The organism is Pseudomonas sp. RIT-PI-q, assembly GCF_001297125.1.
Lineage (GTDB): Bacteria > Pseudomonadota > Gammaproteobacteria > Pseudomonadales > Pseudomonadaceae > Aquipseudomonas.
Window position 1 is genome coordinate 142,212 of sequence record NZ_LHPC01000044.1, and the last position, 25,421, is coordinate 167,632.

General features: G+C 59.0%; 21 protein-coding genes. 6 read left to right on the plus strand and 15 right to left on the minus strand.

Annotated features, from left to right (window positions below; genetic code table 11):
• Positions 1 to 16: 16 nt before the first annotated feature.
• The 14 genes from AEQ67_RS23695 to yaaA all read right to left on the minus strand — a co-directional run bounded on the left by AEQ67_RS23695 (position 17) and on the right by yaaA (position 19,034).
• A complete protein-coding gene (locus AEQ67_RS23695; protein ID WP_059406229.1) occupies positions 17 to 481 on the minus strand; it encodes a hypothetical protein in 465 nt (154 codons plus the stop codon).
• A gap of 247 nt (positions 482 to 728) precedes the next feature.
• Complete coding sequence (locus tag AEQ67_RS23700; protein ID WP_059406230.1) at positions 729 to 2,180, minus strand: mannose-1-phosphate guanylyltransferase/mannose-6-phosphate isomerase; 1,452 nt, start codon at positions 2,178 to 2,180, stop codon at positions 729 to 731.
• 209 nt (positions 2,181 to 2,389) lie between these two features.
• Positions 2,390 to 3,043 (minus strand): alginate O-acetyltransferase AlgF, encoded by a 654-nt coding sequence (locus AEQ67_RS23705; RefSeq protein ID WP_059406231.1) that lies wholly within the window; start codon positions 3,041 to 3,043, stop codon positions 2,390 to 2,392.
• A 17-nt stretch (positions 3,044 to 3,060) separates the two neighbouring features.
• A complete protein-coding gene (locus AEQ67_RS23710; protein ID WP_059406232.1) occupies positions 3,061 to 4,236 on the minus strand; it encodes an alginate O-acetyltransferase in 1,176 nt (391 codons plus the stop codon).
• 11 nt (positions 4,237 to 4,247) lie between these two features.
• A complete protein-coding gene (locus tag AEQ67_RS23715) occupies positions 4,248 to 5,813 on the minus strand; it encodes an MBOAT family O-acyltransferase (protein ID WP_059406233.1) in 1,566 nt (521 codons plus the stop codon).
• A 211-nt stretch (positions 5,814 to 6,024) separates the two neighbouring features.
• Positions 6,025 to 7,146 (minus strand): mannuronate-specific alginate lyase, encoded by a 1,122-nt coding sequence (locus tag AEQ67_RS23720; protein WP_059406234.1) that lies wholly within the window; start codon positions 7,144 to 7,146, stop codon positions 6,025 to 6,027.
• Positions 7,147 to 7,153: 7 nt separating this feature from the next.
• Positions 7,154 to 8,602 carry an alginate O-acetyltransferase gene (locus AEQ67_RS23725; RefSeq protein ID WP_059406235.1) on the minus strand — a complete coding sequence of 483 codons (1,449 nt, stop codon included), beginning with the start codon at positions 8,600 to 8,602 and terminating at the stop codon, positions 7,154 to 7,156.
• A 10-nt stretch (positions 8,603 to 8,612) separates the two neighbouring features.
• On the minus strand, positions 8,613 to 10,202 hold the full coding sequence (gene algG, locus AEQ67_RS23730) for a mannuronan 5-epimerase AlgG (protein WP_059406236.1): 1,590 nt from the start codon (positions 10,200 to 10,202) through the stop codon (positions 8,613 to 8,615).
• Positions 10,203 to 10,228: 26 nt separating this feature from the next.
• Complete coding sequence (locus tag AEQ67_RS23735; RefSeq protein ID WP_059406237.1) at positions 10,229 to 11,716, minus strand: alginate export family protein; 1,488 nt, start codon at positions 11,714 to 11,716, stop codon at positions 10,229 to 10,231.
• Positions 11,713 to 13,215 (minus strand): alginate biosynthesis TPR repeat lipoprotein AlgK, encoded by a 1,503-nt coding sequence (algK, locus tag AEQ67_RS23740; protein ID WP_082377947.1) that lies wholly within the window; start codon positions 13,213 to 13,215, stop codon positions 11,713 to 11,715. Before algK ends, AEQ67_RS23735 begins: the two co-directional genes overlap by 4 nt.
• A gap of 16 nt (positions 13,216 to 13,231) precedes the next feature.
• The gene (locus AEQ67_RS23745; protein WP_059406239.1) at positions 13,232 to 14,401 is read right to left on the minus strand and encodes an alginate biosynthesis protein Alg44; all 1,170 of its coding nucleotides are present in this window, start codon (positions 14,399 to 14,401) and stop codon (positions 13,232 to 13,234) included.
• 35 nt (positions 14,402 to 14,436) lie between these two features.
• Positions 14,437 to 15,918, minus strand: coding sequence for a mannuronan synthase (gene alg8 / locus AEQ67_RS23750; RefSeq protein WP_442965670.1), 1,482 nt, complete (start codon positions 15,916 to 15,918; stop codon positions 14,437 to 14,439).
• 210 nt (positions 15,919 to 16,128) lie between these two features.
• Complete coding sequence (locus AEQ67_RS23755; protein ID WP_059406241.1) at positions 16,129 to 17,445, minus strand: nucleotide sugar dehydrogenase; 1,317 nt, start codon at positions 17,443 to 17,445, stop codon at positions 16,129 to 16,131.
• An 809-nt stretch (positions 17,446 to 18,254) separates the two neighbouring features.
• On the minus strand, positions 18,255 to 19,034 hold the full coding sequence (gene yaaA / locus AEQ67_RS23760; protein WP_059406242.1) for a peroxide stress protein YaaA: 780 nt from the start codon (positions 19,032 to 19,034) through the stop codon (positions 18,255 to 18,257).
• A 263-nt stretch (positions 19,035 to 19,297) separates the two neighbouring features.
• Here yaaA and AEQ67_RS23765 point away from each other — a divergent pair, with 263 nt between their 5' ends.
• The 6 genes from AEQ67_RS23765 to AEQ67_RS23790 all read left to right on the plus strand — a co-directional run bounded on the left by AEQ67_RS23765 (position 19,298) and on the right by AEQ67_RS23790 (position 24,653).
• Complete coding sequence (locus AEQ67_RS23765; protein WP_059406243.1) at positions 19,298 to 20,422, plus strand: polysaccharide deacetylase family protein; 1,125 nt, start codon at positions 19,298 to 19,300, stop codon at positions 20,420 to 20,422.
• Positions 20,423 to 20,774: 352 nt separating this feature from the next.
• The gene (locus AEQ67_RS23770; protein WP_059406244.1) at positions 20,775 to 22,169 is read left to right on the plus strand and encodes a PhoH family protein; all 1,395 of its coding nucleotides are present in this window, start codon (positions 20,775 to 20,777) and stop codon (positions 22,167 to 22,169) included.
• 233 nt (positions 22,170 to 22,402) lie between these two features.
• On the plus strand, positions 22,403 to 22,876 hold the full coding sequence (gene moaC, locus AEQ67_RS23775) for a cyclic pyranopterin monophosphate synthase MoaC (RefSeq protein ID WP_059406245.1): 474 nt from the start codon (positions 22,403 to 22,405) through the stop codon (positions 22,874 to 22,876).
• Positions 22,873 to 23,115: a MoaD/ThiS family protein gene (locus AEQ67_RS23780; RefSeq protein ID WP_059406246.1), complete on the plus strand. Its 243-nt coding sequence runs from the start codon at positions 22,873 to 22,875 to the stop codon at positions 23,113 to 23,115. Before moaC ends, AEQ67_RS23780 begins: the two co-directional genes overlap by 4 nt.
• Positions 23,116 to 23,118: 3 nt before the next feature.
• The gene (moaE, locus tag AEQ67_RS23785; protein WP_059406247.1) at positions 23,119 to 23,571 is read left to right on the plus strand and encodes a molybdopterin synthase catalytic subunit MoaE; all 453 of its coding nucleotides are present in this window, start codon (positions 23,119 to 23,121) and stop codon (positions 23,569 to 23,571) included.
• Positions 23,572 to 23,876: 305 nt separating this feature from the next.
• Complete coding sequence (locus AEQ67_RS23790; RefSeq protein WP_059406248.1) at positions 23,877 to 24,653, plus strand: ABC transporter substrate-binding protein; 777 nt, start codon at positions 23,877 to 23,879, stop codon at positions 24,651 to 24,653.
• 132 nt (positions 24,654 to 24,785) lie between these two features.
• Here the strand turns inward: AEQ67_RS23790 and AEQ67_RS23795 are convergent, their stop codons facing one another.
• Positions 24,786 to 25,412 (minus strand): helix-turn-helix transcriptional regulator, encoded by a 627-nt coding sequence (locus tag AEQ67_RS23795; protein WP_059406249.1) that lies wholly within the window; start codon positions 25,410 to 25,412, stop codon positions 24,786 to 24,788.
• Positions 25,413 to 25,421 lie beyond the last annotated feature (9 nt).

Genomic DNA, 25,421 nt, shown 5'->3' on the forward strand with positions numbered 1-25,421 from the left:
AGGGAAGAAGGAAGGATCAGTCGGAGAAACTACCCTGCAAACGCTCGGCGCGAAACTCCAGGGTTTCCGGGCGGTAGCCGGGGCGCAGTGGCGGCAGTGGCAAGCAGTCTTCCCAGCTACCGCCAGCCTGTAGTTCGCCGGGACCGCGATAACGTGGGGCGCTGTATTGATTGTCGGCGAGATTGACCGTGTCGCCGGGTGCATAAGCGGCGACACGCCAGCGCAGTTCGGTCAGCGGCACGTCGTTGCCGTTGTTCATGGTCAATTGCAGCGGCCGGTCTGCGGGGCAGTGTTGCGGCGCATAGCTGATGCGCAACTCAAGACGCTGCAGTTGCTTCACCTCACGGTGGTCCATCCAGATCACCCACGTGGCGACTACGCCCAATCCAACGGCGGCGGCCAGGGACACCGGCAGGGCTTTGGCGGGATAGCGCAACAACAGGATGAGCCAGGTGAAGACCAGCAAAACGCCGATGAACATGACGCTAAACCTCGGGAGCAGAGAAGGTCATCCTACCTAAGCGTGGGTGCGGTTGGCGATGGGTAGGGCAAGATCAAAAGATCGCAGCCTTCGGCAGCTCCTACAGGTGTGCACATAACCTGGTAGGGGCTGCCGAAGGCTGCGATCTTTTGATCTTGTTTTGTTGAATACAAAAAAGCCCCCACCCAACCCGCTGCGGATAGGGAGCGCAGCGGGCTGGACGGGGGCTTCTTGTGCTACTGAACGCTTACTGCGCGATGGTTTTCACCGATACGCCACGCTCAATCGGGTTCGAACGACCGTAGATATCTTCAAACCGCTCGATATCGTCTTCACCCAGGTAGCTGCCCGATTGCACTTCGATGATCTCGAGTGGAATCTTGCCCGGGTTGCGCAGACGGTGAACCGAAGCGATCGGGATGTAGGTCGACTGGTTTTCAGTCAGCAGGAACACGTTTTCGTCGCAGGTCACTTCAGCAGTGCCGCTGACCACGATCCAGTGTTCGGCGCGGTGGTGGTGCATCTGCAGCGACAGGCACGCGCCCGGCTTGACCGAGATGCGCTTGACCTGGAAGCGGCCGCCCATGTCCACCGAGTCGTAGGAGCCCCACGGACGATAGACTTCGCAGTGGGTCTGGGTTTCGCTGCGGCCCAGTTCGTTGAGGGTGTTGACCATCTGTTTCACGCCTTGGACCTTGTCCTTGTGGGCGATCATCATGGCGTCCTTGGTTTCGACGACCACGATGTTTTCCAGGCCGATCACCGACACCAGTTTGCCGTTGCCGTGGATCATGCAGTTTTTGCTGTCCTGAATGACCACGTCGCCTTTGGTGACGTTACCGTTGGCGTCTTTTTCATTCACTTCCCACAGCGACGACCAGCAGCCGACATCGCTCCAGCCGGCAGTCAGTGGCACGACGCAGGCGCGCTGGGTTTTTTCCATCACGGCGTAGTCGATGGAATTGTCCGGGCAGCAGGCGAAAGTGGCGGAGTCGATGTCGACGGTGTCGGCATCCTGCACGCTGCGTTCCAGGGTCAGGACGCACGTGTCGTAAATGTCCGGATCGTGCTTTTTCAGTTCTTCGAGGAAGCGGCTGGCGCGGAACAGGAACATGCCGCTGTTCCAGAAGTAACCGCCGGACTGGACGTATTCGGTCGCGCGTTTCACGTCCGGTTTTTCGACGAAGTGCGAGACACGGCTGACGCCTTCGGGCAGCAGCGAGTCATTGGTCGACTTGATGTAGCCGTAGCCGGTTTCCGGTTTGGTGGCCGGTACGCCGAATAGCACCATTTCGCCGTTTTCGGCGGCGACGGTGGCCAAGGCGAGGGCGCGTTGCAGGGCTTTCTGGTCTTCCAGCACGTGGTCGGCCGGCAGTACCAGCATCAACTCGTCGCGACCTTCATTGACCAGCATCATCGCGGTCAGGGCCACGGCCGGCGCGGTGTTGCGACCGAACGGTTCCATCAGGATGCGCTGGGTGTCCAGCTTGCGGGCACTCAGCTGCTCGTTGACGATGAAACGGTGGTCTTTGTTGCAGACCACGATCGGGGTGTCCATGCCTTCGAACACCAGGCGTTCCAGGGTTTGCTGGAACAGCGTGTGTTCGCCGGTCAGGGCGAGAAATTGCTTGGGGAATTGCTTACGCGAAAGCGGCCAAAGACGTGAGCCGCTACCACCTGACAAGATCACCGGAATCATGTTGTTACTCCTTGAAAATCGTATGGGTCAGAGCTACTGCGTTCTGTCGTTTCACTCTTGTTCTTATTCCGTGTCCGGACTGACACCTTGACCTTGTGGGAGCTGGCTTGCCTACGATTGCATCACCTCGGTCTGAACGTTGCACCGAGTCGTCTGCATCGCGGGCAAGCCCGGCTCCCACAGGGAAATGGGTCAATCCGGAAAATTCATTAGCGCGTCGAAACCGGGCGTTTTACCCAGACTGGCGACAGGCTGCTGCCGCTGCCGGTGACGTACAGCACCGCCGCTTCGCCGCGTTCCAGGGCAACCGGTTTCACATCGCCGACTTTCGTTGCGCCATCGTATAGCGCCAGGCTGACTTTCACCGGGTTGATTTCACGCTCGCCACGGCCCTTGGCCGCTACGGTCGGAACCACTTCGGTCTTGCCGTCGGCGGTTTTCAGGGTCAGGGCCTTGTCGCTGAGGTTCTGCACGCGAACCAGGGATTTCTGCTTGTTCTTGAACGGCGGCTCTTCGATCAGTTGTGGCGCGCCGCTGGCGTTGTTGACCAGGGTGTAATAGTGGTCACCGGCCAGTTTCACCGGCAGGGACTGGCTGCCGACCTTGGCGCTGTAATCGCCGCCGGGCATGAAGCTGAAGTCACTGCTGGACAGCGGCGCGACATCGCTCAGGTTGGTGCTGCCGACGGTGGCGCTGACTTCAGCGTTACCGGCGTTGTAGATACGCACGAAGCTCGAACCTTTCGGAGCGGTCGGACCGTAGAGCGCTGCATCGCCAGCGAAGGCGGACATCGACAACACGCTCATGCCTGCAACGAGGGCGAAGGTCTTGGCGAGACGGCGAGGAGTAGTAGTGAAAGTCATGGTAGTACCTCTCTCTTTCAGTTTTGCGCCCGGTCGGGCGTCTCGGATTTAGTGTTTGCGGCTACGTTTTGTTGGCGGGCGCCGGCTTGTTTAAGCTCTGCGACCCACTGCGGGTCGGCGTCACCGATTTCGTTGTTCACAGGCAGATAACGTTCAGGAAACTCCCAGATCAGCACTTGTGGCGGGCTGTTCTTGAAGGCATCGCTTTTCAGGTAGCTGAGCATCGGCAGAATCGGGCCATGGCCGTCTTCGGCGTAATTGACCACGTCGCTGTGCAGCGCTTCTTTCAGCGCACCGACGAAGTTCCAGTTAGGGTTGGCGCTGTAGCTGGTGCCGATCAGGGCCACCGGCACTTCAGTGTTGGCGAACAACGCGTCGTCACCGGCAGGCTGGCCTTGGGCTGCCACGGTGTTGCGTTTTTGCAGAGGCTCTGGCGCCGGCATCAGGTTTTCAAACAGCGGATCCAGCGGCAGGAACAAACGCAGGTCGCCCTTGTGCGTCACCTTCTCCGCCGGTTCAGTGACGAAGTCTTGCGGTTCGCCGCTGAGCGGGGTTTTCTCGGCAATGGTTTTGGCCAGGGTCTCGGCGGCGATTTGCGCGCCTTCCGGGGTCCAGTGGGTGTCGGTGCGCAGGAACACTTGCTGACCGTCCAGCTTGGCCTTCAGCATCGGGCCGAACAGGTCGGGAGCGAGGATCTTGGTGGCCGCCACACGAGCGTGGAAGTCCTCATAAAGGTTGGCGTGAATGCTCGAAGGCTTCACTTCACCCAAATGTTCCGGGTACAGGCGAGTCTTGGCCGGCACAATCGCCATGACCAGTTTCACGCCTTTTTCCTTGAGCTCTTGGCGCACGCCTTCGACCAGCGCGTAGTTGCCTTGCAGGTTCAGCTCTTCGTTGACGATCGGGTTGAATTCCTCATCGCTGTACAACCACTGGTCGCGACCGAGCACAACGCCCGGACGACCTTCGTTGAACAGTTTGAAATCCAGCGCGGCCCAAAGATTGGTGCCCAGGCGCTTGATCGGGAACTCGTCGTCGTAATGTGTTTCAACGGCTTTGGTCCAGCGGCCGTTGAGCACCGTCGTTTCGGCTGAGGTGTTGAAGCCGAAGAAACTGCGCGTGGACCACACACCCAGCACCAGCAGGGTCAGCAGGAACAGCGCGATGTAGAGGATGCGTAATGAGCGGGTCATGGTCAGATCCCTCAGAACTGGAAGTAAAGGAACGGCGAGAAGCTTTGCGCCGAGAGTTTGAAAATCGAGGCGATGAACAGCACCAGTACCAGCGTGCGCATCACGTAACGCGACCAGTCAGCGGTCCAGTAGGCCGGTTGCACCGTCGCTTCAACGCCGACGGTGTAGCCAGGCTGGTGGATGCTGCCCGGGTTGTCGCCCGGTACGGCCTTGATCATTCCAGGCGTTGCAGTGGCCGGGCCATCGGCCTCGACGTTCACGGCAGGCTTGGTCTTTTCAGGCGGCAGGTTGCTGTAGAAATCACGAATGCCGAAGAACGCCAGGGTCATGTAAGCCACCACCAGGGTCGCCACTTGCAGACCGGTGAGGCTGGCCTGGTTGAGTTCCGACAGCGACCATTCGCCGAAGCTGAACATCGCGCCGTACATACGGCCGGCGACGTGCAGGTTTTCCGAGCGGAAGATCACCCAGCCCATGACCACGAGCAGGAACGTCAGCGCCCAGCGGATCGGGTTGATGCTGCGCGGCGAAGTGTTCAGGCCCAGCGCTTTTTCAATCGCCAGCCACATGCCGTGCCACGCACCCCAGACGATGTAAGTGATGTTCGCGCCGTGCCACAGACCACCGAGCAGCATGGTCAGGAACAGGTTGCGATAGGTCATCAGCGTGCCTTTACGGTTACCGCCCAGCGTGATGTACAGGTAGTCACGCAGCCAGGTGGACAGGCTGATGTGCCAGCGACGCCAGAACTCGGTGATCGACTGGCTGATGTACGGCTGCTTGAAGTTTTCCATGAAGCGGAAACCCATCATCAAGCCCAGGCCGATGGCCATGTCGCTGTAACCGGAGAAGTCGAAATACAACTGCGCGGTGTACGCCAGGGCGCCGAGCCAGGCATCGCCGGTGGTCGGGTTCTGCAAGGCAAAGCAATGGTCGGCCACCACCGCGAGGGTGTCGGCGATGAAGACCTTCTTGATGAAGCCCTGCATGAACCGCGTGGCACCTTCGGAGAATTTGTCGAGGGTGTGGGTGCGGTTGTTGAACTGGTCGGCGAGGTCGCGAAAACGCAACACCGGGCCGGCGATCAAGTGCGGGAAGATCGCCACGAACGCTGCAAAGTCGATCAGGTTACGAGTCGCCGGTGTGTCACCCCGGTAGACGTCGATGATGTAGCTGATGGACTCGAAGATGTAGAACGAGATCCCGATCGGCAACAGCACGTGGGTCAGGATGAACGGCGACAGACCGACCGAGGTCATCATCGCGTTGATGCTGTCGACGCCGAAGTTGGCGTACTTGAAGTAGCCGAGAATGCACAAGTCGACGGCCACGCCCAGGAGCAACCAGCGCTGCGCCGGTTTGGTCCTGACGCCGGCGGCACCGACTTTGAGGCCGATCCAGTAGTTCCACAGCGTGACGGCGGCGAACAGCGCCAGGAAGTCCACGCGCCACCAGGCATAGAAGACATAGCTGGCGATCAGCAGCAGCAGGTTGCGATAGCGTATTCCGCTCAAGTAGTACATGCCGAGAAAGATCGGCAAGAACAAAAACAGGAACACATTGGACGAAAATACCATCCCGATCTCTCCGTGTTTAACCAACAATCGGGGACCGCAGCCCCCCCAAACCCCCCACCCAAAAACGGGGGAATAACACTTAACTCACATCGTGTACTGACCTGTAGGAGCGAGGCTTGCCCGCGAAGGCGGCGTGTCAGTCGACATCATTTGTGAATGTCAGACCGAATTCGCGGGCAAGCCTCGCTCCTACAGGGGTTTTGCGTTTGTTCTACGAGCCCTTGCCTTTTTCGTTGGCCGGGTCGTAGACCTTGGTCAAATCCCCACCGAGGCGGAAGGTCTTGAACGGCTGCATCTCGTGCTTTTTCTCCAGCACATCCGGCGAGCAGGTGTAGAGCGTGCAGAACGGTTCGAGCCAGGCGAATTTCGAGTCGATTTTCAGGTCGGTCATGTCCTGTTCTTTACCGTTCTTGTTCTCGAATTCGTCCGGGTCTTTAACCCCGGCCAACACTCGATCACCCAGGCGTTTCAGCGCGCCGTTGTTTTCCTGACGCAAGTCCACACCGTTGACCTGGGCGAAACTGGCGATCATCGCCAGCGGCGGCAGGGCATAGTTGTGGTAGGCGAGGGCGCGTTGCTGGCGCTTGAGTTCGTTGGGCAGGAAGCCTTGGGCGTCGATTTGATTAGCGCCGACCTTGTATTCCTTCACGGCCCAATCGAACAGATCGCGGCGATTGGTGGCGACCGACGTGGCCATCACCGACCAGGCAGCCCAGTACGAGTGGTTGTTGGTCTTGTCGAGCGGCAGGTTGTCCCAATCGCTGACGACCTGATCGGCCATTCTGCTGAACCAGGCTTCAATCAGCTGCGACTCTTGCTGATGGTTCGCCAACGGATGGGAGTCGGAGAACTTCAGGCGAATGTACGACGACGCCATGCTGCCCAACGCCCATTTGCGCATGGACTTGCCGGTGTGGTTGAAGTCCTTGGACATCAATGCATCGGACTTGGCCCAGGCGGTCAACCAGTTCAGGGTGCATTCCAGCTGTTCCGGACGACCGTCACGCATGAACTGCATCACACGCTTGCTGGTGCCGCGCTCCATCTTGGTGATGTCGGCGGTGGTGTCGCGGAAGGCTTTTTCCGAGACCTCGTTCAGGGTCGAACGGGCCTTGTCGGAGCCTTCGTACTTGCTGCGAAATTGCAGCGAGCCGGTGTACGGCGTCGGCATGGCGTCGCAGCCGTCGGCCTTGTCGCCGGTTTTGACTTTTTCAATCGGCGCGAAATAACCCTGGGGTGGACGCAGGGGCGCGGCGGCCTGAGTCGCACCGGCAAACATGGCCAGGCTCAACAGGGACGGTGCGATCAATCTTTTCAAAGTTCGGGTTTGCATAGTTGCCTCATTGCCCGGCCTGAGCGGTACGCTGCCCAGTGCCAGGGAACACGTTGCGTTTGCAGATTTTCGCTTCGACTTTCTGCGGCGCGGCACCTGCTTCAGGGCCCTGGATTTCGACGGCCAGCAGATTCTGCGAGGCCCAGTCTTCGTCCGTGCGCAACTCAAAGGCGAAACGCCCGTCGGTGTCGGAGGTTTCCGGTTTCTCGATCTTGATGTCCTCGTGGCGACCGTTCATGTACCAGAGGGTGGCTTGCAGAACTTTCACCGACGGATCGGCGAAGCGGATGTCAACCTGGTGGCTGCTGTTTTGCAGGTTCAGGTTCTTGCTGTTGACCATCAATTCGTTCTTGCCCGGTTTCAACGTGGTGCTACCGGTCATCTGTGCATCCTTACCTTCGCAACCGTTGTCCAGTAGCGCCATCATCTGGCGGTAGATGGTTTCCTGGTCCAGGCGATAGAGCGGCGAAAATTCCCAGATCAGAATCTTCGGCGGCTTGGTCTGGAACTCTTCGCTGCCCAGGTACTGCAGCATCGAACCTTCCAGGCCACCGCCGGGGAACGCCACGTTGAGGATGTCGGCGCCGATGGCCTCTTCGAGGAAACCGGCGAAGTTGTAGTTCTTGCCACTGTGGCTGGTGCCGACCAGGGTGATCTCCGGATTACCGGAATCACTGAACAGATCGCCATCGGCTGCTTCGCCTTTTGGCTCGGTGGTGAACTGATCCATGTACTGGATCGCGTAGCTGGTGCCACAGAGTTGACCGGCCATGTTGTGTAACGTTCCGGTCTTACCCATGCGACCCGACTTATGGCTCTCGAATTCGCGCTTCGGAACGTCGGCAAACGCCGGCATTTTCTTGATTTGCTCACCGACGATTTTCGCCGTGCGCTGGGCACCATATGGCGTCCAGTGTTGGTCGCCGCGGAAGTAGAAATCGTGGGCCGGCAGGGTGTCGGGCAGCGACTCATTGGTCAGCGGCGACAGGTCCGGCACGGTGTAACCCATGGCGGCGAAACGGCCGAGCATGGTCTTGTAATTCTTCAGGGCCTTGTCGAAATCGAACCTGGCCTTGTCTTCCGGATTGAGCTTGTTGCGATTCACCAGACCACGCGTGGGTTGATAAACAACAACGAGCTCCACGCCTTTGCTCTTGAACGCGTCATGCAATTCTTTCATGCGTTTGTAGCCGGCGGGCGTGGTGTCGAATTCGGTGCGCAAGTCTTCTTGCGTACGGAACAACCAGTCGCCCTGAGCCTGCACCAGCGTGGTGAAGTTCTGCTGATAGCGCGTGGTGTAGTTCTTCGCGTCGTGGGCTTCCGGGCACAAGTTGCAGCACGGTTCGGCGCTGAAGCTCGGTGCTTTTGCTTCATCGGCACGCGCGCCGGCGCTGGCCGCGAAAATGCCGGCGGCCAGGGCCGACAGGCTGAGTAATTTGATCAAGTGTGGGTGCATAAAATTATCCTCAGTCCCGCATTTCGGTCTGGCGTTCGACAGGGTCGATCAGCACGGCTTTCTGCTGGCGTACCAGCAGGTCGAGAATTTCATCCTGGCGCTCGCCGAGAATCCCCGAGAAGCTGATGCCGCTGGATTTGGTCGGGGCAAGCATGGACACGCGATACAACTCGACGCTCAGCGGCGAGTCGATCGACAGCGGCCCGCTGCCGTTGCCGGCCAGTTCGCCGCCGACCACGATCAGCGACACCTCGGCGTCGAACGGGTCGAGCTTGATGTCCCGGTCGGTGTCGCTCAGGTCCTTGATGTGCCCGTAGACACCGGTCAGGCCGTTGGCCATCGACAGGTTTTCGTAGAGGCGGATGTTCACGCTGTTACGAATACGGATGCCGTGGCGACGGTTGCTGATCACCTTGTTGGCATACAACAGGTTGTCGGCACTCTCGTAGAGGGTGATGCCGTCCGTGTGGTTCTTGTAGATCTCGTTGTAGGCGATCAGGTTGTTCACGCTGTTACGGTCGATCACCAGGCCCGACAACTTGTTGTCGTAGCTGCGGTTGTTGAAGATGAAGCTGTCGTTGACCTCACGGGAAATAATGATCCCGTGCTTCTTCTTGGTCCCGTACACCGTGTTGTCGGCAATGATCAGACCGTGGGAACGGTCATGCGGGTCGATGCCGTAGACGATGTTGTCTTTGTAGGTGTTGCCCTTGACCACGAAGTCGCGGGTTTCGTAGCAGTAGAAGCCGTACCACATGTCCGAGAACTCGGAGCCGACGATCCAGCCAGTCGGTTCAGGGCGCTTGAGCACCTTGGCCATGTTCGGCGTGTATTGGGAAATACTCACGCCGTAGGACTTACTGTTGGCATAGCCGAAACTGGCGATCTTGCTGTTCGCGATGTAGGTCTCGGTGCCGCCCCAGGACAGCAGGAACGGACGGAATTCTTTCGGCGAGTTGAACGTCGCCGGACCGTTGTCCTTTTCACGCCAGCCAGTGATGTTGGTATCACGCACAAACAGCTGACCGTCGTTGACCAGGAACGAACCGGCCTCTTGGGACAGGCGCAATTCCTGGGTCTGCTTGTCGATTTCGAGGATGCCGTTCTTACCGACCACGATCGGCAACTTCGCCAGGTACACGCCCGGCGAGGTTTCGCTGAAGTACTGCTTGGGCAGCTTCTTGGCCAGGTCCTTGAGGTTCATGTAGCCGTCGTCGATGAAGATCGCCTGCGGGATGCCGTGCTGACGCACCACCCACTCGGCCATCTTGTTATCGCCGCCGATGAAGTCCTTCAGCGCGTCTTCCTGCATCATTCGACGCACGCTGATTTTGCCGGCCTTGGTGCGCACGATTTTCGCGGCAATGGCTTCGGCGGTGTAGCCGGAGGTGTCCGGCAACTTCGGTTTGGCCAGCTCCAGCGGCGCGGTCGGGGCGCTGCTGACGGTGTAGGTCTTGGCCTGTTGCAAGCCCTTGGCAATGGTCGCCGGCTGCCCTTTTGGCACAGGGGCGGCCGGCTCCACATTGGCGAAGGCCGCCGAGCTTGCCAGCAGCATCGCGCCGGCCAGCAAGGTGATCGAGCCTCTCTTCGGACTGTTCATGTCAGGAACTCCCTTCGCGGTTCGCATCAGAAGCGCCAGATCACGTCGATAAACGCACGGTGCATGTACGAGTCGACGCCTTTGCCGTAGGCATCGCCTGGCTTGAACACACCGCCACGCAAACGCACCAGGGCCGAAGGCTCATCGATCGATTGGCTCAGGGAGGCCGGCAGCAGGCCTTGCTTGAAGTATTTGGTGACGACCACGTCCATTTCCTGGCCGAGGTCTTTGCTGCCATCTTCCAGCGGCAGCGAGGTGCTGGAGAGCACCGCGCCGGTGACGTCGTCGGTATCGTTCTGTACGGCATTGATGCCGTTGCTGCCGACCGGCTTGTTGCCGTCTACGCGCCAGAATTTGTGGTAGATCACGCTGGCGTCGTATTCGTCGTTGAGCATCCACGAACCGAACAGGGTGGCGGACTGCATGTTGTTCATTTCGCCGCGGAACGCTTCGCCGAAACGGTGAACCCGCGATTGAGTACCGGTGTAGTTCGAGCGGTTACTTTCCAGACCGTTCTGTTCGTAATCGGCGCTGGCGCGGGCATAGGCTGCACCGACTTGCCATTGTGGATCGAGGCGCAGACGCACGCCCAGGTCGGTGGCCCAGCCATCGACGTTGCCACTGGTTTTGGCCTGGGCCGGCGCGGTGCCGTCGGCGTTCAGCGGGTTGACCTTGTCGCGGTCGCCGCTCATGCCGGTCACGCTGCCCCAGTAATTGACGGTGTTGGTGTTGCGCCAGTTGTAGGCATCGCTGTCGGCGGTGAGGCCGATCCAGCTGAGGTCGCCATTCTGTTTCTTGTCCAGCGAATCGGCAGCCACACCCGGCTCGGCGTAGTCCAGCTTGCCGTCATCGTGGGTGTGATGACCGCGAATACCGACCCAATTGCCTGGCGTCCACTGATACGCCGCATCGGCGTAAGCGTGCAGGCGATCCTTGTCCTTGGGCGCCAGTTCGGTGAGGTCGGTGCGGTATTCACTGAAGCGTTCGGCAACACCGGCGTTGGCGCGCAACAGGGTGGTGTCGAAGGTCCAGTTCAGGGCTTCGATGTTGGTGTCGCGCCATTGCCCGTCGTCGTTACGCAGGCGTTGGCGACCGAGCTTGAGCATCTCGCCGGGGTACGGCGTCAGGCCGCTGTAACCGACCCAGAACTCGCGCATCGCCAGGTAGTTTTTCTTGCTCTTGCGATCACCGTTGTCGGTGGTCTGGGTGCCGTCGCTGTCGGACTGTTGCAGGGTGTCCGTCTCGATGATGTCGGTGGACGTGACCGCCTGACCCATGGCGTAGCCGCTCCACGCGCCGCTCTCGCCATAGATCCATGGACGCAGGTCGAGGCCGACGCCGTTGACGTCGCCGCCGCTCTGCGTACCCAGGTCAGTGTCGTCTTCGGACTGGGCGGTGACTTTCACGTCAAGACCGTAGTTCTTGCTTTCGGTCAACGCTGCCAGGGTCGGGCACGACCACAACAGGGCAAATGACAGGCCGATACCGGCCTTAACGAATGGATTCAACTTCATAGGGATTCCTCGCCGTCTTCTTCTTGCAGGGCATGCAGTTCCAGCGTGTTCTGGCTCAAGGCACCACGAACGGCCTGTTCTTGTTTCAACAGGCGTTGGGCCTCGGCGAGCTGGGCAGGCGGCAGTTGCGCTTCGAGTGTTTGCGCAAGCTCGGTGGCTTGCGGGGTGTCCTGAGCCTTGGCCAGCTGGCTGAAGACGTAAGCGTTGACCGGGTCGGGCCTGGTGCCCTTGCCTTGGGAAAACAGTTGAGCGATGGCGAAGTCGGCGCTGTTCTGGCCGTTACGCGCAGCCTTCAACAGGTGATCCAGGGCTTTTTGCGAGTAGACCTTGCCCAGGTAACCACGACGGTAAATCTGGCCGAGGTAGTAATCGGCGGCGACTTCTTTATCGACGGCTTTCTGGAAATGTTCTTCGGCGACCTTGGCGTCGGCCGGCACCCATTTGCCTTCGTAGTAGAGCTTGCCCAGCAACAGTTCGGCGCGCGGTTGATCCGCGGCGCGGCCGTTGTCCAGGTACTTCATCATCGCGTCGACGTCGCCCAATTCAGGGAAGTCGTAGAGCAATTGCGCGAGGCTGACCCAGGAAGCGGGGTAGCCGGGGGCAATGCTTTCGAGCAGCGTCTGAGCGGTTTTCTCGTCGGTCTTGCCCAGGCTGGCATCGCCGAGTACGCGGGCGACGCTGTCCATGCGCTGGGCGGACACCGTGCCGCGAGCGTGAGCGGCTTGCATCTGTTTGATCAGTTCGGCCTGTTTCTCTGGCTGGGCTTTTTTCTGATAGACCGTGGCCAGTTCGACGTAGCAGATATCAGTGGTGTTCAACGCCGCTTTGCAGATGGTTTCCACTTCGTCCAGGTGCTGGTCGTAAGTGCCTTGGGTGCGATACAGCAGCACCTGGGCCAGGCCCGCTTCCGGCTTGCCTTCGGCGCGCCATTGGCTGATCTGCTGCTGGGCGTTGACGTTGGGGAAACTGTGGGGGTATTGCAGGTACAGCATCGCCAGCGGAATCAGGGTGTTGCCTTCGCCATTGGCCGAGGCTTTTTTCAACAGGCCTTCGGCTTCGTGCTGTTCGGCTTCGGTAGAGCCGGGTTTGGCCACCAGCAGGCGACCCAGGCGAGCCTGGGCCCGCGGCGAGACATCGGCCGCGGCGCGGTAAGTCGCCTCGGCCTGCTTGATCTGCGCCGGGTCACGACTGTCGACCTGGATATCGGCCAGGCCCACTTGGGCTTCGCTGTAACCGAGGTCGGCCAGTTGCTTGTAGTTCTGTTGAGCCAGCGCGGTGTCGCCGCGCTTGAGGGCTTCGTTGGCCAGGCGCTGGTCGGGCAGGCCGGCGCAACCGGCCAGGCTGACTGCCAGGGCCAGTGAGCACAGCACATATCCCCTGTGGGAGCGGGCTTGCCCGCGATTCATGCGACTCGGTGCTTCAGAACGACCGCATTGATCCAATCGCGGGCAAGCCCGCTCCCACAGGGATCGCGGTGTTTTGAGGAGATTGATGATCATCACGGGCATGTCCTCTTTAAAGACCGGCGGCCATGGCTTTGTCGATCAGCCAGTTCATGTTCGGACCACGGGTGCTATTCACTTCAACCGGGCGACCGGCGAACTTGCTGTCCAGTGGCTCGTCAGGCTTGATTTGCACGCGGATGTCGGACGACAGGTCGGCGCTTTTCAGGCTGGTGCTGCTGATGATCGTGCCGCTGCGGGTTGTGTCTTCGCCGGCAATCTGGAAGCTGACCTTGGCGCCTGGCAGCACGTCGCCGAACTGGCGATAGGAGAAGCGCGCTTCGACATTGGCTTCGCTGTTACGCGGCACCAGTTGGAAGATCACGTCGCCCTTGCTGGCGTACTGACCGTCGGCGACCAGTTGCTGGGCCACGGTGCAATCGCACGGCGACGTCAGGGTGCCGGTCATTTGCTTGCCGAACAGTTCTTCAACCTTGGCCGGTTGCAGTTGATCTTCGTCCAGATGGCCCTTGAGCACGTCGAGCATGCTGGTGCTGAAGGTCGCCAGCGGTGCGCCTTTAGCGGCAACGCCGTCGGGTTTGATCAGGCTCTGCACCGTGCCGTCGCGCGGCATGGTGATGTTCATGCCGGCCACGCTGACCAGGCCGGCCTGGGCGTGGCTGACGAAGTACATGCCGTACACCGACTTGAAGACGAAACCGAATGCCGTCAGGCCGACGAGGAAAATCGCCAGGCTGAACGTCACCGCACGCAGGCGACCAAATGCCGACATGCCATCGCCGCCGTCCTTGACCTTGCGCGCCTTGGTAAAGTTGTCGCGCTGCAGGGTCGCCAGCACTTCACCCATGCTGACGATGTCGCCGGCCAGGTGCGAAGTGATCAGGTGGCGCAGGGTGGAAATATCCTGGGGTTCCAGGTTCTGGAACTGGCAACCGACACGACCGGTCTGGCGATCGAAGGAGCGCACTTGCAGCTCCACGTCCATGGCCAGGCCGAGGTTATCGATGACGAATTGCAGGCGAGCCTTGTACACATCACCGATCTTCAGTGGCAACTGACCGGCATTAAAGGCCAGGCCGCCAGCGGAGAGGTCGAGGACTCGAGCTTCAACCGGGGTCCGGTCAGGACCGAAGAAACGCAACTTGGCCGGAATTTTCACTCGGGCGTGTTGGCGCTGGGCTTCTGACTCATGCACTACGTTGGCGTTGACGGCGGTATTCATATGGGCGATTTCCTAGTTAATTCAGGCGAGTTCGGTCAGACCATCATCAGCAGCACGGCAACAAAAATGCTGCCGGCGGAGAAGGTCATGGTCCGAGACGACCAAGTGTTGAACCAACCTTGAAAGCTGGCGAGATCACGGGTCAGGGAAGTGGGCTGGCGACTCCAGGACTGTCGGTCGAGGCGGAAGAACACGTAGATCTTCACCAGCGCGCCAACGATCTGGTTGTAATAGAGAATCGCCGGGTAGGCCGGGCCGATCCGGTGACCGGACAACGACAGCAGCACGGTCAGGATCAGGCGGGTAATGCCGATCCACAGCAGGTAAGCCAGGATGAAGGCGCCGCCGTACTTGAAGCTGGCGATCAGCGCGACGGTCAAGCCCAGCAGCGAGGTCCACATCGACACGCGCTGATCGAACAGCACCACCGAGGTGAACAGGCCGAGGCGTTTAACCCCCAGGCCCAGGGCGCGGGCGTTCTGGCGCAGGTTGTTGCCGTACCAGCGGAACATCAGTTTGCGACTGGCCTTGATGAAGCTTTTTTCCGGCGGATGTTCCACGGTGTGGATCGCGGCGTCCGGTACGTAGAACGTGTCGTAGCCCAGGCGCATCAGGCTGAACCAGCTCGACTTGTCATCACCGGTCAGGAACTTGAAGCGGCCCAGGCGCCAGTGTTGCAGCGAGTCGCTTTCCACGTCGGCGATGAAGTCCGGGTTGGTGACCACGGTGGCGCGGAATACTGACATCCGGCCGGTCATGGTCAGTACGCGCTTGGACAGGGCCATCGAGCACATGTTGATGTGGCGTTGGGCAAAGCGCAGTTTGTGCCATTCGGCCATGACGTAACCGCCGCGCACTTCGCAGAACTCGTTGGTGGTCAGGCCGCCGACATTGCCGAACAGCTGGAACCACGGCACGGTCTTGAGCACGACGCCCGGGGCCAGCACGGTGTCGCCATCGATCACTGCAACCACGGCGCGGTCGTCCGGCAAGTGGCGGGAGATGGCGCGAAAACCGTAGGCCAGGCCGTCACGCTTGCCGGTGCCGGGAATACGCACGAAGTCGAGCTTGACGCGAGCCGGTGGATTCATCCGCGACCACAGGCTTTTCACCAGCTTCTCATCGGACATTTCCACGATGGAGCAGACCATGGTGGTTGGCAGGCCGCAGTCGATCGCTTCGCGAATCACCGAGGCATAGACCTGAGCGGTGGTCAGGGCGTCGATACGGAAACTGGTGACCATCAGGAACACATGCGAGGGGTCTGCCGATTTGCCCAGCTTGCGCACTTTGCGCCGCAGGTGCGGGTAGACCACGTACAGGAACAGCATGCCGCGCAGAAAGTGCGTGGCACCCATCGAGTAGCGCCAGATCCCGATGAAACCAATCAGGAAGATGAAGTCCTTCGACTCGGAGTCGAACGTGGACGCAGGCAACGCCATGGCGATGCCCATCAAAATACTTAGGTAAAACAGCCAACCGGCGGCCTGAAGTAGGCCGTGCTTTAGCCTGTGCATAATCTGCATCCGTCTCTATCTCGGGCGAGCCTGTGGGGTGGCCCGATGGGGTTAAGGCAGGCTTACGAAAACTGGCGACACCCGGTCTGGGTGACGCCAGAAATCCTGTAGGAGCTGGCGAAGCCTGCGATCTTTTGATCTTTCGCTTGAAACTCAAATGGATCTGGAAAGATCGCAGCCTCGTTTCTCTCGACAGCTCCTACGACCGCGTTACCAGCAGATGCCTTCGGTGCGATCAGTTACGCTGGTGGCTTGGGACATGAAGCCGACCAGGTCGATCACTTGCTTGCCGTGTGGCGCCTGTTCCGCCAGAGCGCGGAATTTCTCGTCACGGTTGCCAAGGATGATCACGTCGGCGTTGTTGATCACGTCGTCGAAGTCAGCGTTGAGCAGGGACGAGACGTGAGGGATCTTCGACTCGATGTAATCGCGGTTGGCGCCGTGAACACGGGCGTATTCGACGTTGCTGTCGTAGATGCTCAGGTCGAAACCCTTGCCGATCAGCATTTCCGCCAGATCAACCAGCGGGCTTTCGCGCAGGTCGTCGGTGCCGGCCTTGAAGCTCAGGCCCAGCAGGGCGACTTTGCGTTTGTCATGGCTGGAGACGATGTCGAACGCGTTCTGCACTTGCGATACGTTGCTGCGCATCAGCGAGTTGAGCAGCGGTGCTTCCACGTCGAGGGAACCGGCACGGTAGGTCAGGGCGCGGACGTCTTTGGGCAGGCAGGAACCGCCGAAGGCGAAACCAGGGCGCATGTAGTATTGGGACAGGTTCAGCGTCTTGTCCTGGCAGACCACATCCATCACGACACGACCATCGACGCCGACGGCCTTGGCGATGTTGCCGATCTCGTTGGCGAAGGTCACCTTGGTGGCGTGCCACACGTTGCAGGTGTACTTGATCATCTCGGCGACAGCGATGTCCTTGCGGATGATCGGCGCGTCGAGTTCTTCGTACAGCGATTGCAGAACGTCACCCGAAGCCTTGTCGAATTCGCCGATGACGGTCATCGGTGGCAGGTCGTAATCGGCGATCGCGGTGCTTTCACGCAGGAACTCAGGGTTCACTGCAACGCCGAAATCAACGCCGGCTTTCTTGCCGGAGCAGTCTTCGAGGATCGGGATCACCACGTTGGCGACGGTGCCCGGGAGCACGGTGCTGCGAACCACGATGGTGTGGCGGGAGGTCTTGTCACGCAGGACAAAACCGATCTCGCGGCACACGGCTTCGATGTAGTTCAGTTCCAGGTCGCCGTTCTTCTTGCTCGGCGTACCGACGCAAATCATCGACAGGTCGGTGTCGCGAATCGCCTCGGCGAAGTTGGTCGTGCCGCGCAATTTGCCCGTCTCGATACCTTTCGCCAGAAGCTCGCCCAGACCCGGTTCAACAATCGGTGATTTACCGGAGTTGATCATATCGATTTTGTCTTTGGAGATATCGACGCCAACGACGTCATGGCCCCGTGCAGACAGGCAACCGGCACATACTGCACCGACGTAACCCAAACCAAATATGCTGATGCGCATCGCATTTACCTCTGTGTTGATCAAGCCATTACATGGCCGGAGTTAATGGTATTCAGCGGTCATAGTGCACTCGGAAGTGCGGCATACAGGCGCCACAATGCCGCGTGCAGGCATATAAGTTCCGAGTGTCTAAATAAGTTCACTCAAGATGTGCGCAACTAGGCTTTTATTGTTATTGCTGGCCCTGTTAGGCAGCTGGTCTTCTGGTCAGAAGACTTTGTGCAAAGGTCTTGCGCGCTCAATGCCAGGCCAGAAGCCCGTAAATCAAGCGGTTGGGTGCTCAGGTGAGCACGTTTATAGGGGCGCAGCCTTGGCCGTGTAGGGGATATTTATGATGCTTATCTCCTGGTCCTTCATGTGTTGCGCAAATCAGGGATTATTAAGCAGAAGTTCATGTGACAACTTCGCTATGTGAATCTCTTCTTTGCGTAAGTTATCTCGTACAAGCACGGTGAGAATCGTTACCGGTGGTATGAGCGGCGCATTTGGACATAGTTCCAGTCCGCCCATCGCGAATCTTGAAATTTCTTGAAATATTGAGAAAGATGGCACTGCTTTCATATTGCTAGCAACACCTGTTTCACCCTTGATACATAGGGTGATGGGCGGATTGAATAGTTAATTGCCACTACCGATAAAAATTTTCAGTGCCACTACTGAAAAAAATCATCAAAGTCGAGTGAAACAAAAGTTAGAAAATCGAGTGCTTGTATTTTGGCGCCAGGAATATGGCGAATCAGGCGGGAAATTGTTGGACGATCAGGCGATGGCGCACGACGAATCAGGGAGGTCGTGCGCCGATCGTTTGCTTACTCTGGCGCGTGATCGCGCAGGAAAACCAGCGTGTCCGGTTTAGACTGCTCGGCGCTGTAGCGATAGCCTTGTGCATCGAAATGTTTGAGCGCTGCCGGGTCGTTGACACGCTCTTCGATGACGAAACGGCTCATCATTCCGCGGGCTTTTTTCGCGTAGAAGCTGATGATTTTGTATTGGCCGTTCTTCAGGTCCTTGAACTCGGTGTTGATGATGCGTGCGTTGAGAGCGTTGCGTTTGACCGCCGAGAAGTATTCGTTGGAGGCCAGGTTCAGCAGCACATCATCGCCCTGATCGGCCAGCGCTTCGTTCAGCCATTCGCTGATCCGCGTGCCCCAGAAGGTATACAGGTCCTTGCCACGGGCATTCGCCAGTCTGGTGCCCATCTCCAGCCGATACGGCATCATCAGATCCAGTGGGCGCAACAGGCCGTACAGGCCGGACAACATGCGCAAATGCTGCTGGGCGTAATCGAAATCGGCTTCGCTGAAGGTTTGCGCATTGAGCCCGGTATAAACGTCGCCCTTGAAGGCCAGCAAGGCCTGTTTGGCGTTGGCCGGAGTGAAGGCCGGGGTCCAGCTGCCGAAACGCGCGGCATTGAGCCCGCCAATCTTGTCGGAGACGTGCATCAATTCGCTGATCTGCGCCGGCGTCAACTCACGCAGCTGCAGGATCAACTCCTGGGAATGGTCGAGGTATTGCGGCTGGGTGAAGCGCTGGGTCGCCGGCGGCGTTTCGTAATCGAGGGTCTTGGCGGGGGAAATCACCATCAGCATGAAGTCGTCTCCTTTAATCGTGGGGCGATTCTAGGGGGTTGTCGGTGTTGACTCCAGCTATGGGTGTCATAGGTGATCGGTGGTGTCATGGGAAAGATCGCCGCCTCGCTTCACTCGACAGCTCCTACGGGACCGAGTTGACGTGGAATTGGGATAACCCGGACGCGATGATCCCTGTAGGAGCTGTCGAGCGAAGCGAGGCTGCGATCTTTTGACCTTCCCGAGATATAGTGCCGCGCGGGTTTTGTTATGGAGACATCCCATTGCGTATCGTTTTTCTATTCATTGCGTGGCTGTTGAGCTTCGGTGCCCTGGCGGCGCCGGGCGATGTGGCGACGCTTGATCGCAGCACATGGCCGGAACAGCTCGGCAACCCGACCTTGTTCGACGTCGCCTCGCGGGCCGAGATCCTGATGTTCGCCCGCGTCCTGCTGGCCAGCGAATCCCTGGATGAGGCGGGCCTGGCCCGGCGCCTGGGCTTGCGCACGATCAATCTGGACGCGATCAACCGCGTGCGCGAGCACCTGTGGCAACGCTTGCTGGCCAACTACAACTTCGCCCAGCAGAGCTGCGACCAGGATGCGTCTTTCTGTTTTCTGGTCGAGGACATGGACACCCTGCGCCAGCAAGCGGCCAAGTTTCAGGTCAGCGATGACAGCTACTACATAAAGTGGGCCGAGCCGAGCCGACTGTTTCATGCCCAGTACCTTGACGAACAATTGCGCAAGGCTGCGCTGTTTCCGCAGACCAGCAGCGAAGTCGATCGTTTTGGCGACTATGAGCGCAACGGCGACGAGATGCATGACCGGCTGTTTCTGCTGACATTCGACAGCGCCGCCAACGCCGCGCCGGACAACACCGCCTGGGCGTCGGACTACCTGCGCAAGTGGAACATGAGCGCTACGTTCTTCGTTCTCGGCAAGGACATCCAGGCCCGTTTGACAGAAAGTCCGGTGGCCAGCCTGCAAGCGACTTACTCCAAGCAGTGCATCGGCGTGCAAGGTTGGGAGTTCCGCTCCCACAGCCACTGGCAGGACTGGCAGGATTCGGTACGGCGCAGCGTCGACCTGGTGAAAAACAAACTGCCGGAAAACTACGTGCCGCTGTTTCGTCCCCCGGATGGCCAGCGCCGTTCGGACGCTGAAGCGTTCTTCAGGTCCCAGGGCTTGCAAGTGGCGTTGTGGGACATCGATGCCCAGGACGGCGCCGGCAAGCTCAAGGGCAATCAGAGTGCGCAACGGGTGTTGACCCTGATGCTGCTGTGGCGACACGGGGTAATCAATTTCAACGTAAAACAGGACGCAGTGAAGACGGCGTTGCCCTGGCTCGTCGCGCAAACGGCGCCCAGCGGGATCGGCTGGGAAGACTGTCAGGATGCGTTTCGCTGAAAACGACGAAAAGCCCGTAAACATTGGGCGAGGGGCGATTTTTGAAGGGAATTCGATGCAGGCGGACTTCCGACTTTAACGGCACATTGCCTGCACGCCAAGGGCTATTCGTCACTCTGAAAAATAAACTTCAAAAAAACGTCAAAGTGCTTTTTTCTGTCACAGGTTTTGGAGTATTACGAAGACAGACCGCCGAAACCTGCAACACAGGTGGCGTCTCCCAAGACCCAGCTTGATGCAGTTCACTTGCGTCCACTCTTTGTCGGTAGTGCGGGGTGAAATTCGGCGGCCACTTCGAGGCGCAGCACTGTCACGGTATTGCGTCGACTGGCTCCCACAAAGGTGACCGAGTATGGATGATCACGGACGTAGTTCTTCCTCCAACCAGCCAATCCTTTATGTACTCGATACCAACGTATTGATTCACGATCCAAACGCCCTGCTTAATTTCGAAGAACACCACGTCGCGATCCCGATGACCGTGCTTGAAGAGCTCGACAAGCTCAAGAGCGGGCATCACAGCGTTGCGGCCGAATGCCGTCAGGCCATTCGCCTGATCGACAAGACCCTGGGCGATGCCAGCCCCGAAGACGTTGAGCTTGGCGTACCGATCCAGCGCGGCAAAAGTGGGCCCAAGGGTTTGCTGTCAATTCTGATGAGCAAACGCGCCGAACCGAACATCATTCTGCCCGAGCATCTGAACGACAACATCATCATCAACCAGTTGATCGACCTGCACGCGCGCGAACCAAAACTGCCCGTGGTGCTGGTTACCAAAGACATCAACATGCGCCTCAAGGCCCGGGCGTGCGGGATCGCGGCCGAGGACTACAGCACCGACCAACTGGTTGACGACGTCTCGTTGCTGCCCAATGGTTATCACAACATGGACGGCTCATTCTGGGATCGGGTGAAGAATGTCGATACCCGTCAGGACCACGGGCGCACCTGGCACCAGGTGCAGCTGATCGACAACCTGCCAGCTGTGCACATCAATGAGTTCATCATCGACGAACAGGGTTTTGTCGGCTGGATCAAGGAGATCGAGGAAGACCGGCTGCTGATTCTCGACCTGCATCAGGAACCCCTGTTGCACCAGGAAGCCTGGGGCCTGAAACCGCGTGACATTTACCAGAGCCTGGCGCTGTACGCCTTACTCGATCCAGATATCCACCTGGTCAACCTGACCGGGGCTGCGGGCTCGGGTAAAACCATCCTGGCCCTGGCGGCGGCGATCGAGCAGACCATGGTCAGCAAGCGCTACCGTCGAATCATCGCCACCCGTAGTGTGCAGGGCCTGGACCAGGAGATCGGTTTCCTGCCCGGCACCGAAGCGGAAAAAATGGAGCCTTGGCTGGGCGCCATCACCGACAACCTCGAAGCCTTGCACATGGATGACGAAAACACCCATGGCAGCGTCGATTACATCCTCAGCAAAGTGCCGTTGCAGTTCAAATCCCTCAACTACATCAGGGGTCGCAGCTTCCAGCAGAGTCTGATTTTGATCGATGAATGCCAGAACCTCACGCCGCACCAGATGAAAACCATCATCACCCGTGCCGGCGCCGGTTCCAAAGTGGTGTGCCTGGGCAACCTGGCACAGATCGACACTCCATACCTGTCCGCGACCAGCTCGGGGCTTACGTACCTGACAGAACGCTTCAAGGATTTCCCCAACGGTGTGCACATCACCCTGCAAGGGGTGCCACGCTCGATCCTGGCCGAATACGCCGAATCGCATCTGTAACCGCTTCACCCGAACCGGGCGGCACCAAAGCCGCCCGGTTTTTTTATGCCTGAATGATTACCTGTGGGAGCGTGGCTTGCCCGCGATGGCTTCACCGCGGTGTACCTGCTGAACCGCAGCGCCTGCATCGCGGGCAAGCCACGCTCCCACAAGGTTGTGGTAACCCGACAATCAAACGTGCGGAAATTTGACTCGCAGGTTTACAATCGGGGCTCCTGATCAGGAGTAACCCCGTGCTGACTCATCTCGATTCCCAAGGTCGCGCCAATATGGTCGACGTCACCGAAAAAGCCGTGACGTTCCGTGAAGCGACGGCCCAAGCGCTGGTGCGCATGCTGCCCGAAACCCTGCAGATGATCGTCAGCGGCGGTCACCCAAAAGGTGATGTGTTCGCCGTGGCGCGTATCGCCGGCATTCAGGCGGCGAAGAAAACCAGCGATCTGATCCCTTTGTGCCATCCGCTGATGCTCACTGGCGTCAAGGTCGAGCTCAGTGCCGAAGGCGACGACACCGTGCGCATCGTTGCGCGCTGCAAATTGTCCGGGCAGACCGGTGTAGAGATGGAAGCCCTGACCGCCGCCAGCGTCGCGGCGCTGACCATCTACGACATGTGCAAGGCCGTTGACCGTGGCATGACCATCGAAAGCGTGCGTCTGCTGGAAAAGCTCGGCGGCAAGAGCGGCCATTTCCAGGCGGATCAGCCATGAACGTCACCGTGAAGTTTTTTGCCCGTTATCGTGAAGCGCTGGGCGTGGATTCGGTCAAGGTTGAAGGCGACTTCGCCACCGTCGACGACGTGCGCGCACTGCTGGCCGGCCGTGAGGGTGCTGATGTGCTGGGCGAGCAGAACCTGATGTGCGCCCGCAACGAAGACCTTTGCCAACTCGACGAACCGGTGAGCGATGGCGATGAAGTGGCGTTTTTCCCCACCGTGACCGGAGGCTGAGCCATGGCCATTCGCGTTCAAGCCATGGCGTTCGATCCGGGTGCTGAAGTCAACGCCATGCACGCTGCCAATGTCGGTGTTGGGGCGGTGGTGAGTTTTGTCGGCTACGTGCGCGACTTCAATGACGGACTCGACGTCGCCGGGATGTTCCTTGAACACTATCCGGGCATGACCGAAAAAGCCCTCGGCAAGATCGCCGTTGAGGCCGAGCAGCGCTGGCCGTTGCTCAAGCTCGAAGTGCTGCACCGCATAGGCGCCCTGGAACCGGGCGAGCCGATCGTCTTCGTCGGCGCCGCCAGCGCCCATCGCCAGGCCGCATTCGATGCCTGCGCGTTTGTCATGGATTACCTGAAAACCCGTGCGCCGTTCTGGAAAAAAGAAAACACCAGCGATGGGGCACGTTGGGTTGAAGGGCGTGACAGCGATCATGCGGCGGCGGATCGCTGGAAGCAGTAATTCCTGCCGTGTTCTTGAGTCCGTCTTCGCGGGCAAGCCTCGCTCCTACAGTTCGATGTTGTTCACGCAATGGGTGAACGACACAAAACCTGTAGGAGCGAGGCTTGCCCGCGAAGAGGCCATCCGCACCACCCAACTTCCCGTTGAATCACTCCGACCGCCGGCGCAGCAGAGCCGCGCGCACGCGATTGACGAATTGTACGTAGAAGTCCAGTATGGAATTATAAGTACAAAAAAGGCGTTACCCCCGTTTCTGCTCTTTCTTCTGTCTTGCCAAACCAACAACAACCCGCGAGAAAACGAACATGAAGAAATTCCCCCTCATCACCGGCCTGGCCCTGAGCCTGTTGGCGTGCAGCACGTTGTTCGCCGCCGATAAGACCCTGCGTATTGGCATCGAAGCGGCTTACCCTCCGTTCGCCTCGAAAACCGACAAAGGCGAAATCGTCGGTTTCGACTACGACATCGGCAATGCCCTGTGCGCGCAGATGAAGGTCAAGTGTGTGTGGGTCGAAGGCGAATTCGACGGTCTGATTCCTTCCCTGAAAGTGAAGAAAATCGACATGGCGCTGTCGTCCATGACCATCAACGAAGACCGCAAGAAGTCGGTGGACTTCACCCACAAATACTACTTCACCTCATCGCGACTGGTGATGAAGGACGGTGCCGTTGTCGATGACCAGTACGCCAGCCTCAAGGGCAAGACTATCGGCGTGCAGCGCGCAACCACCACCGACCGTTACGCCACCGAGGTTTTCGAGCCGAAGGGTATCAACGTCAAGCGCTATGGCAACAACGAAGAGATCTACATGGATCTGGCAGCCGGTCGCCTCGATGCGATTTTTGCCGACACCATTCCGTTGAACGATTTCCTGTCGATGCCGCGCGGCAAAGGCTATGCGTTTGTCGGGCCAGAGCTGAAGGACCCGAAATACGTGGGTGAGGGCGCCGGGATTGCGGTGCGCAAGGGTAATGCCGAGTTGGTCAGTGAACTGAACACGGCCATCGACGGCATTCGCGCGAATGGCGAATATCAGAAGATTTCCGAGAAGTATTTCAAGTCCGACATCTACGGCGATTGATCAATTGCCATCGCGGGCAAGCCCGCTCCCACAGGGATCAACGGTAAACACGGGATTTGTGTTTCATGAAGATCATTGTGGGAGCGGGCTTGCCCGCGATGAGGCCCTGTCAGCCGAAACATTTCTCAGGGCCTACCCCTTCAATTCCTTCAAATGCTTGTAAACCGTCGCCCGCCCCATGTTCAGCACATTGGCCACATAGTTCGAGGCGCTTTTGCCTTTGAACGCGCCTTCGGCGTGCAGCGCCAGCACCAGTTCGCGTTTGTGGTCGCGGGTCAGCACGCTCAGGCTCAGCTGACGCTCGCGCAGCCAGGCGTGGAGGAAGGTGTTGATCCGCTCCTGCCAGTCATCGCGAAACAGTGAATCCGGTTGCGGGATCAACTTGGTCGGCGACAGGAACAAGTCCAGCGCCGCCTTGGCATTCTCGAACAGCGAAATATTCAGATTGATGCACAGCACCGCCAGCGGATGACCGTCGCTGTCGCGCAGCACGCTGCTCAGGCTGCGAATTTTCTGACCATCCCAATTGAGCTTTTCGTACGGCCCGATGTTTCGTTCGCTGACATCGTCGCTGAGCATGTCCTCCAGCGCAGCGTCATCGCCGATTTCCCGTTTGGACAGGTTGTTGGCGATGTAATCGATCTTTTGCGTGCGCAGATCGTGCAGCACCACCTCGGCGTGGGGGAAGAACAACGTGGCGATCGCGTCGGCGATTGCCCGGTAATTATCCAGGGCCGGGTCTTTTTCAGGTGCATTCATAAGGTGGAG